The sequence below is a fragment of the Burkholderia sp. AU31624 genome (assembly GCF_020420065.1).
Taxonomy (GTDB): Bacteria; Pseudomonadota; Gammaproteobacteria; order Burkholderiales; family Burkholderiaceae; genus Burkholderia.
This window is the reverse complement of sequence record NZ_JAIZRT010000004.1, coordinates 459,667-475,768: the sequence shown is the minus strand read 5'-3', so window position 1 is coordinate 475,768 and position 16,102 is coordinate 459,667. Positions and strand designations below refer to the sequence as shown.

Genomic DNA, 16,102 nt, shown 5'->3' with positions numbered 1-16,102 from the left:
GCGCCGTCGTCAGCGCGACCGCGTAGAATCGCGGGGCGCGAGACGGCCCGGCCGCCCGCGTGCGTCTCCAATCACCGTGATCGCCATGCTTTCGATTCGCAAGATGTTGTTTGCCGTGCGCGCCGCCGTGCTCGGCGCGGGTGTCGCCGTCGCGTGCGCCGTGCCTGCCATGGCCGCCGCCGCATCGCCCGCCGGCAACGACGGGCCCGTGTATGGCCCGCGCCTGGAAGGGTTCACCTATCCGGCGCCCGTGCATCTCTACACGTTCGTGTCGCAGCGCGAAACCCTCGAGATGGCCTACCTCGACGTGCAGCCGGCCCACCCGAACGGCCGCACCGTCGTGCTGCTGCACGGGAAGAACTTCTGCGCGGCGACCTGGGAGGACACGATCGGCGTGCTGAGCCGCGCCGGCTATCGCGTGATCGCACCGGACCAGATCGGCTTCTGCAAGTCGTCGAAGCCCGATCGCTACCAGTACAGCTTCCAGCAGCTCGCACGCAATACGCATGCGCTGCTCGAATCGGTGGGGGTGAAGTCGGCGACGATCGTCGGCCACTCGACAGGCGGGATGCTCGCGATGCGCTACGCGCTGATGTATCCGAAGGCGACCGACCAGCTCGTGCTCGTGAACCCGATCGGCCTCGAGGACTGGAAGGCGCTCGGCGTGCCGCCTTTGCCGGTCGACTACTGGTATGCGCGCGAGCTGAAGACCACGGCCGACGGCATTCGCCGCTACGAGCAGGGCACGTACTACGCGGGCAAGTGGTCGCCGTCGTACGAGCGCTGGGTGCAGATGCTGGCCGGGATGTACCGTGGCGCCGGTCGCGACGCGGTCGCGTGGAACTCCGCGCTGATCTACGACATGATCCTCACGCAACCGGTGGTCTACGAACTCGGCGCGATCCGCGTGCCGACGCTGCTGATGATCGGCGACAAGGACACGACCGCGATCGGCAAGGACGTTTCGCCGCCCGACGTGCATGCGAAGCTCGGCCGCTACCCGGAACTCGCGAAGCGCACGCAGGCGGCGATTCCCGGCGCGCAGCTCGTCGAGTTCCCGGCGCTCGGCCATGCGCCGCAGATCCAGGATCCGGACGCGTTCCATAAGGCGCTGCTCGACGGGCTGGAGGCCGTGCACCCGCAGTGATGCGGGGCCGGCCGCAGGCGGCCCGGGCGCGTGCCGTCAGCGCGCTTCGCTCGCGAGCTCGTCGCGAATCTGCGCGGTCAATTCGAACGAGCGCAGCCGTGCCGCGTGATCGTAGATCTGCGCGGTGACGATCAGCTCGTCGGCCCCCGTCTGCGCGATGCGGTCGCGCAGCTTGTCGCGCACCGTGTCGCGCGAACCGACGGCCGCGAACGACAGCGAATGCGCAACGGTCGCGAGTTCGAGCTCGTTTGCCTCGAGCATGTCGACCGGCGGGGGCAGCTTGCCCGGCGTGCCGCGCCGCAGATTGATGAACTGCTGCTGCAGCGACGTGAACAGGCGCTGCGCCTCGTCGTCGGTATCGGCGACGAACACGTTGACGCCGACCATCGCATGCGGCTTCGGCCACGCGGCCGACGGCCGGTACTGCGCGCGATAGATCTCGAGCGCGCGCATCAGGTAATCCGGCGCGAAGTGCGACGCGAACGCGAACGGCAGCCCGAGCATCGCGGCGAGCTGGGCGCTGAACAGGCTCGAGCCGAGCAGCCACACGGGCACGTCGAGCCCTGCGCCGGGCACCGCGCGCACGCGCTGGCCGGGCACCGGCTCGGCGAAGTAGCGCTGCAGCTCGGCGACATCATCCGGAAACGAGTCGGCGCTGCCGATCAGGTCGCGGCGCAGCGCGCGCGACGTGGTCTGGTCGGTGCCGGGCGCGCGGCCGAGGCCGAGGTCGATGCGCCCCGGATACAGCGACGCGAGCGTGCCGAACTGCTCGGCGATCACCAGCGGCGCGTGGTTCGGCAGCATGATGCCGCCCGACCCGACCCGGATCGTCCGCGTGGCGCCCGCGACATGGCCGATCACGACGGCCGTGGCCGCGCTCGCGATGCCGGGCATGTTGTGATGCTCGGCGAGCCAGTAGCGCTGGTAACCCCAGCGTTCCGCATGCTGCGCGAGATCGACGGTGTTGCGGAATGCCTGGGCGGCGTCGGCGCCGGCCGGAATGGGGGCGAGATCGAGTACGGAAAACGGAGTCATCGGATGGCCTTCGAAAGGGGCGCGCGCGGTGATGCGCTGACGCAACAAATGCCAAGGATTTTGCCAAAGGGTTCCGGAACGTGCTGCCGGTGGCCCGATACCCATGCGCGTTTCAGGGGTGCAGGGTCGAATTCGGCGATCGTTGCAAAAATCAATCTAATCGCCGATTAATTACCGATCTTTACGGCGATTGGACGTGAATCCGCATCGACGTACAAATTTGCACGAAACGTATGATTTTCAAGACTGCAATACGCCTGCAAACCGCTTACGCTAATGTGAACGCGGGTGCGCCCAAATGGTTCGCCGACAGCACAGCTTTGCCGGAATTGCACCAGTCCGTTTCTCGTAGTGCCGAGCGCGGGGTGCCGCAGGCTGCTAAAATCCGGCGCCTACCCATGTTGTGCCGAAGGTAGCCATACGAATCTTCCCGCATCCCGTCCGGGCGTCGCGCGGAGATGCACCACGCGAAGCCGGGCATGGCCGTATCCGAAGGATGGGTCGAGCCTCCCCCTATATACAGGCGCTGCTGGAACAAGGAGTCGGGTCGTGCCCGCGTTCGTCGTTGTCGGAATACCGAATCACGCTCAATCATGTGCAAGCGTTCTCCATGGCGTTCAGTTCGCCGGGAGGCGTCGCGCATGACGGCCACCGCAACGATGCTCGACTGGCTCCTGATCGTATTCACGCTGGCCGCGGCCGGCTATGCGCTCGTCGCCGCGTTCGCGCCGCGGCCGCGTACGCCGCGCACGGCCGTGCGCGACGGCTTCGAGCCGGTCAGCGTGCTCAAGCCGCTATGCGGCGCGGAGCCGCACCTGTACGAAAACCTCGCGACGTTCTGCGAGCAGCGCCATCCGCGGTATGAAGTGCTGTTCGGCGTCGCATCGGCGGTCGATCCGGCGATTGCCGTGGTCGAACGGCTGCGCGCCGATTATCCCGAGTGCGACATCACGCTCGTGATCGACGCGCGCGTGCATGGCAAGAACCTGAAGGTCAGCAACCTGATCAACCTCGCCGAGCGCGCGAAGTACGGCCGCATCGTGATCGCGGACAGCGACATCGCGGTGAAGCCCGACTATCTGGAGCGCGTGACGGCGCCGCTCGCCGACGTGTCGGTCGGTGTCGTCACGTGCCTGTATCATGCGCGCAGCGTCGGCGGGTTCTGGACGCGGATCGGCGCGCAATTCGTCGACGCATGGTTCGCCCCGTCGGTGCGGATCACGCACCTCGGGCGCTCGAGCCGCTTCGGCTTCGGCGCGACGCTCGCGCTGACGCGCGACACGCTCGACCGGATCGGCGGCTTTCCCGCGCTGAAGGACGAACTGGCCGACGATTTCTGGCTGGCCGAGCTGCCGCGCCGCCTCGGGCGACGCACCGTGCTGTCGGAGGTCGAGGTCGCGACCGACGTGATCGAGCCGTCGTTCGGGCCGCTGTGGCACCGCGAGACCCGCTGGCTGCGCACGATCCGTTCGCTGAACCCGGCCGGCTTCGCGTTCCTGTTCATTACGTTTACCGTGCCGTGGCTCGCGATCGGCGCGGCGCTCGCGCTGCGCCTCGACGGCACCTTCGCCGGCGCGCTGGCGGGCTGGGCGGCCGTGGTGGGCGCGTTCGGGCGGCTGGTGCTGCACGCGCGCGGCGAGGACGGCTGGCGCGCGTTCTGGCGCGACCTGCCGCTCGTCGCGGTGCGCGATACGCTGCTCGCGCTCGAATGGCTTGTAGCCGCGTTCGGCACGCACGTGGTGTGGCGCGGCGCGAGGATGACGGTCGTCGGCGGCGAGCGCGCGACGGCGGCAGTGGAAGCAGTGGACGGCCGCTAGGGCCGTTCCGACCGAACCCGGCCCGAGGGCCGAGACGCGCTGCGCGGCGAGGCCGCGCGGCGCGACATGACAGAGAGGCGGGCGCCGGCAGGGCGGCCCGCGGTTTTTTGACTGAATCGTTGTGACGAATCGAACTATGCAGGCTACCGGAGCATTCATGAAAACGCTGTTCTTGCAGGCCCCTTCGTATGACGGCTTCGACGGCGGAGCCGGCTCGCGCTATCAGGCGAAGCGCGAAATCCGTTCCTTCTGGTATCCGACGTGGCTCGCGCAGCCGGCCGCGCTCGTGCCGGGCAGCCGCGTCGTCGACGCACCGGCCGACGGCCTGTCGGTCGAGGAAACGCTGAAGATCGCCAACGACTACGACCTCGTGATCATCCACACGAGCACGCCGTCGTTCCCGACCGACGCGATGTTCGCGCAGGACCTGAAGAAGATGAAGCCGTCGATGCTGGTCGGCATGGTCGGCGCGAAGGTGATGGTCGATCCGCACAACTCGCTCACGGCGAGCGAGGCCATCGACTTCGTGTGCCGCGAGGAATTCGACTACACCTGCAAGGAAATCGCCGAAGGCAAGCCGTTCCCGGAGATCAAGGGCTTGAGCTGGCGCGCGAAGGACGGCTCGATCGAGCACAACGAAGCGCGTCCGATCCTCGAGAACATGGACGAACTGCCGTTCGTCGCGCCCGTCTACAAGCGCGACCTGAAGATCGACAATTACTTCATCGGCTACCTCAACTATCCGTACGTGTCGATCTACACGGGCCGCGGCTGCAAGTCGCGCTGCACCTTCTGCCTGTGGCCGCAGACGGTCAGCGGCCATCGCTACCGCACGCGTTCGGTCGAGAACGTGCTCGCGGAAGCGAAGTGGATCCGCGACAACATGCCGGAAGTGAAGGAGCTGATGTTCGACGACGACACCTTCACCGACGACCTGCCGCGCGCGGAAGCCATCGCCATCGGCCTGGGCAAGCTCGGCATCACGTGGTCGTGCAACGCGAAGGCGAACGTGCCGTACAAGACGCTGAAGGTCATGAAGGAAAACGGCCTGCGCCTGCTGCTGGTCGGCTTCGAATCCGGCGACGACCAGATCCTCGTGAACATCAAGAAGGGCGTGCGCACCGATTTCGCGCGCCGCTTCAGCGCGGACTGCAAGAAGCTCGGCATCAAGATCCACGGCACCTTCATCCTCGGCCTGCCGGGCGAGACGCAGGAGACCATCAAGAAGACGATCGAGTACGCGAAGGAAATCAATCCGCACACGATCCAGGTCTCGCTCGCCGCACCGTATCCGGGCACGACGCTCTACAAGCAGGCCGTGGAAAACGGCTGGATGGAAGAGAACAAGACCATCAACCTGGTGAGCAAGGAAGGCGTGCAGCTCGCGGCGATCGGCTATGCGCACCTGTCGCGCGACGAGATCTATCACCACCTCGAGCAGTTCTATCGCCAGTTCTACTTCCGTCCGTCGAAGATCTGGGAGATCGTCCGCGAGATGCTGACGAGCTGGGACATGATGAAGCGCCGCCTGCGCGAAGGTGTCGAGTTCTTCCGCTTCCTGCGCGCACACGAGGCCTGATTCATGGCGACGCAGCCGGCGGCGCGGGCGCTGATCTTCACCGCGGACGACTTTGGGCTGCACCCGCGTGTCAACGCGGCGGTCGAGCGCGCGCACCGCGACGGCGTGCTGAATGCCGCCAGCCTGATGGTCGGCGCGCTCGCCGCGCAAGATGCGATCGAGCGCGCGCGGCGGCTGCCGTCGCTCGCGGTCGGCCTGCATCTCGTCCTCGCGGACGGGCCGGCCACGCTGCCCGCCCATGAGATTCCCGCGCTCGTCGGCCCCGACGGGCGGTTCGGCGATGCGATGGCGAAGGACGGCTGCCGCTTCTTCTTCCTGCCGCACGTGCGGGCGCAGCTGCGCCGCGAGATTCGTGCGCAGTTCGACGCGTTCGCGGCGAGCGGCTTGCCGCTCGACCACGTGAACGCGCACAAGCATTTCCACCTGCATCCGACCGTCCTGTCGCTGATCATCGAGATCGGCCGCGACTACGGGTTGCGCGCGGTGCGGCTGCCATACGAGACGAGCGCACCCGCGCTGCTCAAGCCGTGGATCGCGCTCGTGCGCGCGCGGCTCGACCGCGCGGGGCTTGCGCACAACGACTACGTGGTCGGGATCGAGCATACGGGCGCGATGGACGAGGCCGTGCTGCTCGATGCGCTCGCCAAGCTGCCGCCGGGTGTCGGCGAGATCTACTGCCATCCGGCCGAGGCCGGCGACGGCCCGATCACGCCGACGATGGCCGGCTACCGTCCGGCGGACGAACTCGATGCGCTGCTGTCGCCGCGCGTCGCGGCCGCGCTGAAGGCGGCGGGCGTCGCGACCGGCGGCTTTGCCGACGTGTTCGGCCAGCCCGCCGCACGGCGCGCCGCGCCGGCGTCGCGCGCAGCGGGAGCGCAGCCGTCATGACCAAGTGGATCAAATGGCTCGGCTGGCCGCTCGGCATCGGCATCCTGCTCGCGCTGGGGCTGCACGAGGGCATCGGCGACGTATCGCAGATGCTCGCGCGCGCCGGTTACGCGTTGCTGTGGCTCGTGCCGTTCCATGCGCTGCCGCTGCTGCTCGACGCCTACGCGTGGCACCTGCTGCTCGACAAGCGCTCGTCGCTGCCCTTCCTGTGGTGGATCGCGACCGTGCGCGAGGCCGTGAACCGGCTGCTGCCGGTGGTCGGGATCGGCGGCGAGATCGTCGGCATCCGCCTCGCGCGCTGGCAGGTGCCCGACGCGAGCCGCGTGACGGCATCGGTGATCGTCGAGTTGCTCGTGACGATCGTCGTCCAGTATGCGTTCGCCGCGCTCGGCCTCGTGCTGCTGCTTGCGACAACGGACAGCATGGGCGGCGGCACGATCGGACTCGCGTTGCTGCTCACGCTGCCGCTGCCGGTGCTCGGCGTCGTGCTGATGCGCCGTGGCGGCATCTTCCATGCCATCGAGCGTTTCGCGGGCCGCCTGCTCGGCGATTCGCACCGGCTGCTGCAGGGCGTCGACGGCAAGCGGCTCGACGCCGATATCGACGGGCTGATGTCGCGCACGGGCCTGCTGTTCAGCGCATTCTTCTGGCAACTGGCCGGCTACGTGCTCGGCGCGCTCGAGATCTACTGGGCGCTCGCGCTGCTCGGCCATCCGGTGTCGATCGGCGGCGCGATCGCGATCGAGGCGATGGCGCAGGCCGTGCGCCATGCGGCGTTCATGGTGCCGGGCGGCCTTGGTGTGCAGGAGGCGACCGTCGTGCTGCTCGCGCAGATGTTCGGCGTCGATCGCGAGACGGCGTTGTCGCTCGCGCTGGTCAAGCGCGGCCGCGAGGTGCTGTTCGGCTGCCTGGCGCTCGGTTCGTGGCAGCTGGCCGAACTCGTGCGCACACGCCGCCGTATCGGCGTGCCGCCGGCCGTGCCGCGCGCGCCGCAAGCGACGAGCCGCACGACCCGGGCCGAGACTGAAACCGAAACGATGCATTGAACACGAGACGGGCCGCGCGCCCGTCTCGCGCTTTTGGCATTGCGCGGGTATCCTTGCCGCGTGTTTTCTCGACGCGCATTTCTTCCAATGAATTTCCGTTTCCGGCTGCTTCCCGTGACGATGCTGGCCGCCGCGCTGGCGCTGACCGGCTGCGACGACAAGCAAGGCAATCTCGACGTGCAACGTATCAGGGACTTCTTCAACGCGATCAAGCCCGCGCCGCTGCTGCTGAAGGGGCTGAAGGTCGGCGAATCGACCGAGGCCGACGTGCGCGGCACGATGGGCAAGCCCGAGACCGAGCGCGACTTCACCGACGGCTCGAAGCGGCTCGAATACCCGCGCGGCCCGATGGGCAACCAGACGTGGTTCGTCGATCTCGATGCGAACGGCCGCTACACGGGCGCGACGCAGGTGCTGACCGCCGAGAATTTCGCGAAGGTGCGCCCCGGGATGAACGAGGACGAGGTGCGGCGCCTGCTCGGCAAGCCCGGCGACATCGCGCAATATCCGCTCAAGCCCGAGATCGTCTGGAGCTGGCGCTGGCTCGAGGACGGCGTCAACACCGACGCATTCTTCAACGTCCATTTCGGCCCGGACGGGCTTGTCTATACGACTTCGCGCTCCGACATCCTGAAAGGGCGGTAGGCGCAACCCGTCTTCGGCGCTATATCGAAAAAGCGACCGGAAAATTGCAAAAAGTCCGCTTCCCCGCCGGTTATCCGGTTGTCAGGAAGCGGCTTTTTTCCTTTTGAAACAGCGGCGTAGGCCGTGGTTGCAAATGATGGGACAGATTGTTGCGACGCAGCAATCACCGGCAAGGTGGTTTGAGGCAATCAATTTCGCTTGCGACTATCCGCGTCAGCCCGGCGCGGGACAGGCATACGCGTCGGCATCCATTCCAACTCTGGAGACGCGCGTGTTCCTTTACGGCTTTGGTCCTGTCCTCTGGGCCGGCACCGTGCAGACCATCGAGCTGTCGGTGCTGTCGCTCGCCACTGCGGTGGCGCTGGGGCTGATCGGCGCGGTGGCGAAGCTGTCGCACAACCGGGTGCTGCGAGCGATCGCGACCGGCTATACGACGCTGATCCGCTCGGTGCCCGATCTCGTCCTGATGCTGCTGTTGTTCTACAGCATCCAGATCTGGCTGAACCAGTTCACCGACTTCGTCGGCTGGAACCAGATCGACATCGACCCGTTCGTGGCCGGCGTGCTGACGCTCGGCTTCATCTATGGCGCGTACTTCACCGAGACGTTCCGCGGCGCGTTCCTGTCGGTGCCGCGCGGCCAGCTCGAAGCCGGCGCGGCGTACGGGATGAGCGGCGCGCGCGTGTTCGCCCGGATCATGTTTCCGCAGATGATGCGCTTCGCGCTGCCCGGGATCGGGAACAACTGGCAGGTGCTCGTGAAGGCCACCGCGCTGGTGTCGATCATCGGTCTCGCGGACGTCGTGAAGGCCGCGCAGGACGCCGGCAAGAGCACGTTCAACATGTTCTTCTTCATCCTCGTCGCGGCGCTGATCTATCTCGCGATCACGACCGTTTCCAACCTCGTGCTGATCCAGCTCGAGAAGCGTTATTCCATGGGCGTGCGGCACGCAGATCTATGATCGAAATTCTCCAGGAATTCGGCCAGGCGTTCCTTTACTGGGACGGCCAGCGCCTCTCCGGCCTCGCGGTGACGCTGTGGCTGCTCGTCGCGTCGATTTCGCTCGGCTTCGTGTGCGCGGTGCCGCTCGCGGTCGCACGCGTGTCGAAGAACAAGTGGGTGTCGACGCCGGTGCGGTTCTACACGTACGTGTTCCGCGGCACGCCGCTCTACGTGCAGTTGCTGCTGCTGTACACGGGCATGTACAGCCTCGAGTTCGTGCGGTCGCACTCGCTGCTCGACGCGTTCTTCCGCAGCGGCTTCAACTGCGCGATTCTCGCGTTCGCGCTGAACACCTGCGCGTACACCACGGAGATCTTCGCGGGTGCGATCCGCGCGATTCCGCACGGTGAAGTGGAGGCGGCGCGGGCGTACGGGATGTCGCCGTTCACGATGTACCGCCGCGTGATCCTGCCGTCGGCGCTGCGCCGCGCGCTGCCGCTGTACAGCAACGAGGTGATCCTGATGCTGCACGCGACGACCGTTGCGTTTACCGCGACCGTGCCGGACATCCTGAAGGTCGCGCGCGACGCGAATTCGGCGACCTACATGGCGTTCCAGTCGTTCGGGATCGCCGCGCTGATCTATCTTGCGGTATCGTTCGCACTCGTCGCGGCGTTTCGCCGCGCGGAGCGCCACTGGCTTGCGTATCTCGCGGCCGCCCGTCATTGAATTACTTCGAGGAGAGCCAGTTGGCCGAGATCACTCAAACGAGCGCTGCCGCTTCCACCAAGCTTGCCGCGGTCGACATTCACAAGCGCTACGGTGACAACGAAGTGCTCAAGGGCGTGTCGCTGAACGCGAAGGCCGGCGACGTCATCAGCATCATCGGCGCGAGCGGCTCGGGCAAGAGCACGTTCCTGCGCTGCATCAATTTTCTCGAGCGGCCGAATGCGGGGCAGATCGTCGTCGACGGCGAGGCCGTGCGCACGAAGACCGACCGCGCCGGCGCGCTCGAAGTCGCCGATCACAAGCAGCTGCAGCGCATTCGCACGAAGCTCGCGATGGTGTTCCAGCACTTCAACCTCTGGGCGCACATGAACGTGCTCGAGAACGTGATGGAAGCGCCGGTGCACGTGCTCGGCATTTCGAAGAAGGAAGCCGAGGAGCGGGCGCGCGAGTACCTGGAGAAGGTCGGCTTGCCGCCGCGCGTCGAGAAGCAGTATCCGTCGCATCTGTCGGGTGGCCAGCAGCAGCGCGTGGCGATTGCGCGGGCGCTCGCGATGCATCCGGACGTGATGCTGTTCGACGAGCCGACGTCGGCGCTCGACCCGGAACTCGTCGGTGAAGTGCTGAAGGTGATGCAGAAGCTGGCCGAGGAAGGCCGCACGATGATCGTCGTCACGCACGAGATGGGCTTTGCGCGCAACGTGTCGAACCACGTGATGTTCCTGCATCAGGGGCGGACCGAGGAAGAGGGCGATCCGAAGGAAGTGCTGGTCCGCCCGCAGAGCGAGCGGCTGAAGCAGTTCCTGTCGGGCAGTCTCAAGTAACGCGACAGGGCAGGTTTCGACCGTGGTACCGGTGTCTCGTCCCGCAGGCGCCACCCGCACGACGCAGGTGGCGATCGTTGCATTGCCGCCCGTGTCGATGTCGGGCGTGGGTCCGATCGTCGATGCGCTGAATCTCGCGAACGAGATCGACGGGCGGCTGCTGTATCGGTGGCAGGTGTGTTCGTGGGACGGGCGGCCGGTGCCGCTCGCCGGCGGCGCGCAGTGGCATGCCGATGCGGCGTTCAACGATGCGATCGCGTGTGACTGGGTGATCGTCGTGTCGGAGCGGTTTCAGCAGTTTGCCGACTATCGGTTGTTTCTCGCGAGTCTCGCGAGGGTGGGGCAGCGCACGCCTGTCGTGACCGGTATTCATCATGGCGTTTGGTGGCTGGCCATGGCCGGGCAGCTTTCCGGGTATCGCGTGAGCGTGAACTGGGAGACGTATCAGCAGTTCGCCGAACAGTTCGAGCGGTCGATCGTCACGCAGCAGATCTTCGAGATCGATCGCGATCGGGCGACCTGTGCCGGTGGGCAGGCTACTGTTGATTTCATGCTGGCCATGATTGGCCGGGAACATGGGCCGGACCTCGCGGAGAGGATCGCCGATGCGCTCGGCGCCGGGACTTTGCGCAGTGGCGAAGAGCGGCAGCGGATTCCTTTTGTGACTGCGCCGGGCGAGCGGCATCCTCGGTTGAATGATGCTTTGCTTTTGATGGAAGCCAATGTCGAGGATCCGTTGACCACCGATGAGATCGCCGAGCTCGTTGGCGTGTCACGCCGGCAACTGGAGCGGCTCTTTCGACAGTATCTCGGGGCGATGCCCTCCAAGTATTACCTCAATCTTCGGTTGCTCAAGGCTCGGACTCAGTTGCAGCGGACTAGCAAGTCGGTTGTTCAGGTTAGCCTTGCCTGTGGGTTCTCTTCTGCTGCGCACTTTTCTAACGCTTACCGCGAAAGGTTTGGAGTCACGCCTCGGGAGGATCGGAGAGCCTGGCTCGAGAAGCAAACCGGGGGCGGCGGCGAGCCTCGCGGGGGCGCGCTTGTCGAGCGCGGGGGGAAGGATTGATTTTGGTTTTTTTGGCGGTTCGCTTGCGGTTGGCGTGAAGCACCTGTTGTCTCAGCGGTCTATTAGCGTCGCCCCTGCGCGGGGCGGCGGTTACTTTTCTTTGTCTTGCCAAAGAAAAGTAACCAAAAGAAAGGCGCTGTGAGAACGCAAGACCTCCCGGTGCCATGGCACTCGGAGTGGACCGCGCCTAAGTGTCCGCGCCAGTCACGAACACGGAGTGGTTCGAGCAATGGTTCTGATACCCCCCCACTACCCGACAGAGCGGTATACCGCCCGCTAGCTCCATCCTCGCTACGCTCGGCTGCAAGGTACTTCACGTCGCGTTGCATGCGCTCACATGCTTCTGCCAGCGCTGCATCAGCAAAGCACGCAACCCTCTTTTCTCACACCATTCGTACCCGATCGGACTGCTTGCCATCGGTGAGTGTTGGATAACGGCGTGAGCACCTAAGTGCGTGCTGCGTCCCTTTTTCGTGGCGAATGAGGGCATGCCTTGATTCGCTGAATTCGGGGGCTCGCGAGCGATTGCTGGAACTGATTGACCTGGAGCGTTACTGGCGGGGGTGTCCCTGTCGGCCGAGCGCAGCGAGGGCGGAGCTAGCGGGCGGTATACCGCTCTGTTGGGTAGTGGAGGGTGTCAGAACCATTGCTCGAACCACTCCGTGTTCTGGACTGGCGCGGACACTTAGGCGCGATCCACTCCGAGTGCCACGGCACCGGGAGGTCATGCGTTCTCCGAGCGCCTTTCTTTTGGTTACTTTTCTTTGGCAAGACAAAGAAAAGTAACCGCCGCCCCGCGCAGGGGCGACGCTAATAGACCGCTAAGACAACAGGTGCTTCACGCCAACCGCAAGCGACCCACCCAAAAAGCCTCAAAATACGCCCACCGAAACCGAACCCCCGCCCGCCCGAAAGGGCAAAACCAAACCGCACTATCCGCTTCCGATAGAACCCGTCGCAATTCCGCAAGACGCTTGCGTCACCCTTACCTAAACTTGATCCTGTTGAACCCTCTTACGAAACCGAAAGGAACGACCATGACGACCTCGACCGTGAACCGCCAGACATTCGATGAAGTGATGGTGCCGGTATTTTCCCCCGCGCCGTTCGTGCCGGATCGCGCAGAGGGCTCCCGCGTGTGGGACACGGCCGGCCGCGAGTACATCGACTTCGCGTGCGGCATCGCCGTGACGTCGCTCGGCCACGGCCACCCGGAACTGCTGAAAGTCCTGGACGAACAAGGCCGCAAGCTCTGGCACATCGGCAACGGCTACACGAACGAGCCGGTGCTGCGCCTCGCGAAGCGTCTCGAATCGCTGACTTTCGCCGACCGCGCGTTCTTCGCGAACTCCGGCGCGGAAGCGAACGAAGCCGCCCTGAAACTCGCGCGCCGCGTCGCATTCGACCGCCACGGCGCCGACAAATATGAAATCGTGTCGTTCGTCCAGTCGTTCCACGGCCGCACGTTCTTCACGGTCAGCGTCGGCGGCCAGCCGAAATACTCGGAAGGCTTCGGCCCCGTGCCGGAAGGCATCAAGCACCTGCCGTACAACGACATCGAAGCCGCGAAGGCCGCGATCGGCCCGCAAACCTGTGCCGTGATCGTCGAACCCGTGCAAGGCGAAGGCGGCGTGATCCCGGCCGATCCGGCCTTCCTGAAGGCGCTGCGCGAAGCGTGCGACGCGCACGGCGCGCTGCTGATTTTCGACGAAGTGCAAACGGGCGTCGGCCGCACGGGCCAGTTTTACGCTTACATGGATTCCGGCGTCACGCCGGACATCCTGACGACCGCCAAGGCGCTCGGCAACGGCTTCCCGATCGGCGCGATGCTGACGACGAACGAACTCGCTGCGCACTTCAAGGTCGGCGTGCACGGCACGACGTACGGCGGCAACCCGCTCGCATCGGCGATCGGCGACAAGGTCGTCGAACTGATCAGCGACCCGGCACTGCTCGAAGGCGTGCGCGAACGCAGCGTGCGCCTGAAAGGCGCGCTCGAGCGCATCAACGCGCGCTTCGGCATCTTCAAGGACGTACGCGGCAAGGGCCTGCTCGTCGGCGCGGAACTCACCGCGGCATTCGACGGCCGCGCGAAGGACTTCGTCACCGCCGCCGCGGAAAACGGCCTGATCATGCTGATCGCCGGCCCGAACGTGCTGCGCTTCGTGCCGTCGCTGGTGATTCCGTTCGACCTGCTCGACGAAGGCATGAAGCGCTTCGAGAAGGCAGTCGAGCAAGTGCTCGCCGCCCAGGAAGCCACCGCGCGCTGATCGGCGCACCCATCGCAGACAGGAACGACGATGCTATTTGTTCGCCCCGGCAAACTCACGGATCTCGATGCGCTCGCGCACATGGCGCGCACCGCGCAGCCGGTCCTGCACTCGCTGCCGCACGACCGCACGGCGCTCGAAGCGCGCGTGGCGCTCTCCGAGGATTCGTTTCGCGCGGACGTCGACTTCGCCGGCGAGGAGTTCTACCTCTTCGTGCTCGAGGATTCGTCGACCGGCAAGCTGCTCGGCACGGCGAGCATCGTGGCCGCAGCCGGTTACTCGGAGCCGTTCTATGCGTTCCGCAACGACGCATTGATCCACGCGTCGCGCGAGCTGCACGTGAACCGCAAGATCCACGCGCTCACGATGTCGCACGAGCTGACCGGCAAGAGCCGGCTGGCGGGCTTCTACGTCGATCCGTCGCTGCGCGGCGACGCGGCCGCGCACCTGATCTCGCGTGCGCGGATGATGTACATCGCCGCGAACCGCCGCCGCTTCACGCCGGAAGTGTTCACGCTGCTGCTCGGCGTGAGCGACGGCAACGGCGCATCGCCGTTCTGGGAAGCGGTGGGCCGCAAGTTCTTCGGCCGCGACTTCACCGACGTCGACATCGCGTCGGGCGGCCGCAGCCGGACCTTCATCGCGGAAGTGATGCCGGCGTATCCGCTCTACGTGCCGCTGCTGCCGGAAGCCGCGCAGCGCGTGCTCGGCGAGCCGAACGAATCGGCGCTGCTCGCCTATGACATCCATCTCGAGGAAGGCTTCGAGCCCGACCGCTTCGTCGACATCTTCGACGCGGGCCCGGTGCTGACCGCGCAAGTCGACCGCACCGCGTGCGTGAAGCACGGCGCCGAGCGCACCGTGCGCGAGGCCGCGCACCAGCAGGGCGATGTCGCCTACATGGTGTCGACGGGCAGCGGCGAATCGTTCCGCTGCGTGCTGGCCGACCTGCCGGGCGACGCGGGTGACGCGCCGCTGGCCGGCGACGTGCGCGCGGCGCTCGATGTGAAGGATGGCGATGTCGTGCGCTGCGTGCCGCTGCACCGCCGCGACGATGAAGATTTGAAGGGAGACGCAGCATGATCGTCGTTCGGGTCGTACAAACGGGCGACGTCGACGCGCTCGTGTCGCTCGCGAAGGAAACCGGGCCGGGCCTGACCACGTTCAAGCCCGACCGCGACGCGCTCGCCGCGCGCATCGAGCGCACGCGCCGCACGCTCGCGGGCGAGGCGGCGGCCGGCGAGGCCGGCTACTTCTTCGTGATGGAAGAATCGAAGACGGGCGACATCGCGGGCGTGTGCGGGATCGAGACGCAGGTCGGCCTCGAACAGCCGTTCTACAACTATCGCGTGAGCACGGTCGTGCACGCGAGCCAGGAGCTCGGCGTGTGGACGCGGATGTCCGCGCTGAACATCTCGCACGACCTGACCGGTTACGCGGAAGTGTGCTCGCTGTTCCTGAGCCCGCGCTATCGCACGGGCGGCGTGGGCGGCCTGCTGTCGCGCTCGCGCTTCATGTTCATCGCGCAGTTCCGTGAGCGCTTCCCGGAACGCATCTGCGCGGAACTGCGCGGCCACTTCGACGACGACGGCACGTCGCCGTTCTGGCGCGCGGTCGGTTCGCACTTCTACCAGATCGATTTCAACGCGGCCGACTATCTCAGCTCGCACGGCCGGAAGTCGTTCCTCGCGGAACTGATGCCGCGCTACCCGGTGTATGTCGACCTGCTGCCGCAGGACGCGCAGGACGCGGTCGGCCTCACGCACCGCGATACGCTGCCGGCCCGCAAGATGCTCGAGGCGGAAGGGCTGCGTTACCAGAATCACGTCGACATCTTCGACGCGGGCCCCGTGCTCGAATGCCACGTCAACGACCTGCGCACGGTGCGCGAGAGCGCCGTCGTGCCGGTTGCGATCGGCGTGCCGGATGCGCGGGAAGACGCCCCGAAGTCGCTCGTGTCGAACACGTCGCTCACCGACTTCCGCGTCGGCGTCGCGCCGGGCGTGGTCGCGAACGGCTCGTTCGTGCTGTCGGCCGACGATGCCGTCGCGCTCGACGTGAAGGCCGGCGATCCGGTCCGCGTGCTGCCGCTCAAAGTCAAACAGGGATAAACGAAT

At 66.1% G+C, this 16,102-nt stretch carries 14 protein-coding genes; 13 read left to right on the top strand and 1 reads right to left on the bottom strand.

From position 1 onward, the window contains the following. Nucleotides 1-85 precede the first annotated feature (85 nt). Complete coding sequence (locus LGM89_RS17205; RefSeq protein WP_089494403.1) at nucleotides 86-1,147, top strand: alpha/beta fold hydrolase; 1,062 nt, start codon at nucleotides 86-88, stop codon at nucleotides 1,145-1,147. 36 nt (nucleotides 1,148-1,183) lie between these two features. Here LGM89_RS17205 and LGM89_RS17200 read toward each other — a convergent pair whose 3' ends face one another. Beyond that, the gene (locus LGM89_RS17200) at nucleotides 1,184-2,182 is read right to left on the bottom strand and encodes an LLM class flavin-dependent oxidoreductase (protein WP_226273506.1); all 999 of its coding nucleotides are present in this window, start codon (nucleotides 2,180-2,182) and stop codon (nucleotides 1,184-1,186) included. A gap of 641 nt (nucleotides 2,183-2,823) precedes the next feature. Here LGM89_RS17200 and hpnI point away from each other — a divergent pair. From hpnI to astA, 12 genes are all read left to right on the top strand, one after another. Further along, nucleotides 2,824-3,999, top strand: a complete 1,176-nt coding sequence (hpnI, locus tag LGM89_RS17195) for a bacteriohopanetetrol glucosamine biosynthesis glycosyltransferase HpnI (RefSeq protein ID WP_089494404.1) — start codon at nucleotides 2,824-2,826, stop codon at nucleotides 3,997-3,999. Nucleotides 4,000-4,135: 136 nt separating this feature from the next. Beyond that, complete coding sequence (gene hpnJ / locus LGM89_RS17190) at nucleotides 4,136-5,578, top strand: hopanoid biosynthesis associated radical SAM protein HpnJ (RefSeq protein WP_306426902.1); 1,443 nt, start codon at nucleotides 4,136-4,138, stop codon at nucleotides 5,576-5,578. Nucleotides 5,579-5,581: 3 nt separating this feature from the next. Then, the gene (gene hpnK / locus LGM89_RS17185; protein ID WP_226273505.1) at nucleotides 5,582-6,466 is read left to right on the top strand and encodes a hopanoid biosynthesis-associated protein HpnK; all 885 of its coding nucleotides are present in this window, start codon (nucleotides 5,582-5,584) and stop codon (nucleotides 6,464-6,466) included. Then, on the top strand, nucleotides 6,463-7,512 hold the full coding sequence (locus LGM89_RS17180; RefSeq protein WP_226204730.1) for a lysylphosphatidylglycerol synthase domain-containing protein: 1,050 nt from the start codon (nucleotides 6,463-6,465) through the stop codon (nucleotides 7,510-7,512). Before hpnK ends, LGM89_RS17180 begins: the two co-directional genes overlap by 4 nt. 87 nt (nucleotides 7,513-7,599) lie before the next feature. Next, nucleotides 7,600-8,157: a hypothetical protein gene (locus LGM89_RS17175; protein ID WP_011351454.1), complete on the top strand. Its 558-nt coding sequence runs from the start codon at nucleotides 7,600-7,602 to the stop codon at nucleotides 8,155-8,157. Between the two features lie 271 nt (nucleotides 8,158-8,428). Further along, nucleotides 8,429-9,118, top strand: coding sequence for an ABC transporter permease (locus tag LGM89_RS17170; RefSeq protein ID WP_089439580.1), 690 nt, complete (start codon nucleotides 8,429-8,431; stop codon nucleotides 9,116-9,118). Beyond that, nucleotides 9,115-9,828 (top strand): ABC transporter permease, encoded by a 714-nt coding sequence (locus LGM89_RS17165; RefSeq protein WP_011351456.1) that lies wholly within the window; start codon nucleotides 9,115-9,117, stop codon nucleotides 9,826-9,828. Before LGM89_RS17170 ends, LGM89_RS17165 begins: the two co-directional genes overlap by 4 nt. A gap of 20 nt (nucleotides 9,829-9,848) precedes the next feature. Continuing rightward, nucleotides 9,849-10,649 carry an ABC transporter ATP-binding protein gene (locus tag LGM89_RS17160; protein WP_039348269.1) on the top strand — a complete coding sequence of 267 codons (801 nt, stop codon included), beginning with the start codon at nucleotides 9,849-9,851 and terminating at the stop codon, nucleotides 10,647-10,649. Nucleotides 10,650-10,671: 22 nt separating this feature from the next. After that, on the top strand, nucleotides 10,672-11,715 hold the full coding sequence (locus tag LGM89_RS17155) for a GlxA family transcriptional regulator (RefSeq protein WP_089494408.1): 1,044 nt from the start codon (nucleotides 10,672-10,674) through the stop codon (nucleotides 11,713-11,715). 1,037 nt (nucleotides 11,716-12,752) lie between these two features. Beyond that, a complete protein-coding gene (locus tag LGM89_RS17150) occupies nucleotides 12,753-13,985 on the top strand; it encodes an aspartate aminotransferase family protein (RefSeq protein WP_226204733.1) in 1,233 nt (410 codons plus the stop codon). 30 nt (nucleotides 13,986-14,015) lie between these two features. Beyond that, on the top strand, nucleotides 14,016-15,068 hold the full coding sequence (gene aruF, locus LGM89_RS17145; RefSeq protein ID WP_226273504.1) for an arginine/ornithine succinyltransferase subunit alpha: 1,053 nt from the start codon (nucleotides 14,016-14,018) through the stop codon (nucleotides 15,066-15,068). Continuing rightward, the gene (astA, locus tag LGM89_RS17140) at nucleotides 15,065-16,096 is read left to right on the top strand and encodes an arginine N-succinyltransferase (RefSeq protein WP_226273503.1); all 1,032 of its coding nucleotides are present in this window, start codon (nucleotides 15,065-15,067) and stop codon (nucleotides 16,094-16,096) included. The genes aruF and astA overlap by 4 nt, the downstream gene beginning before the upstream one ends. Nucleotides 16,097-16,102: the final 6 nt, after the last annotated feature.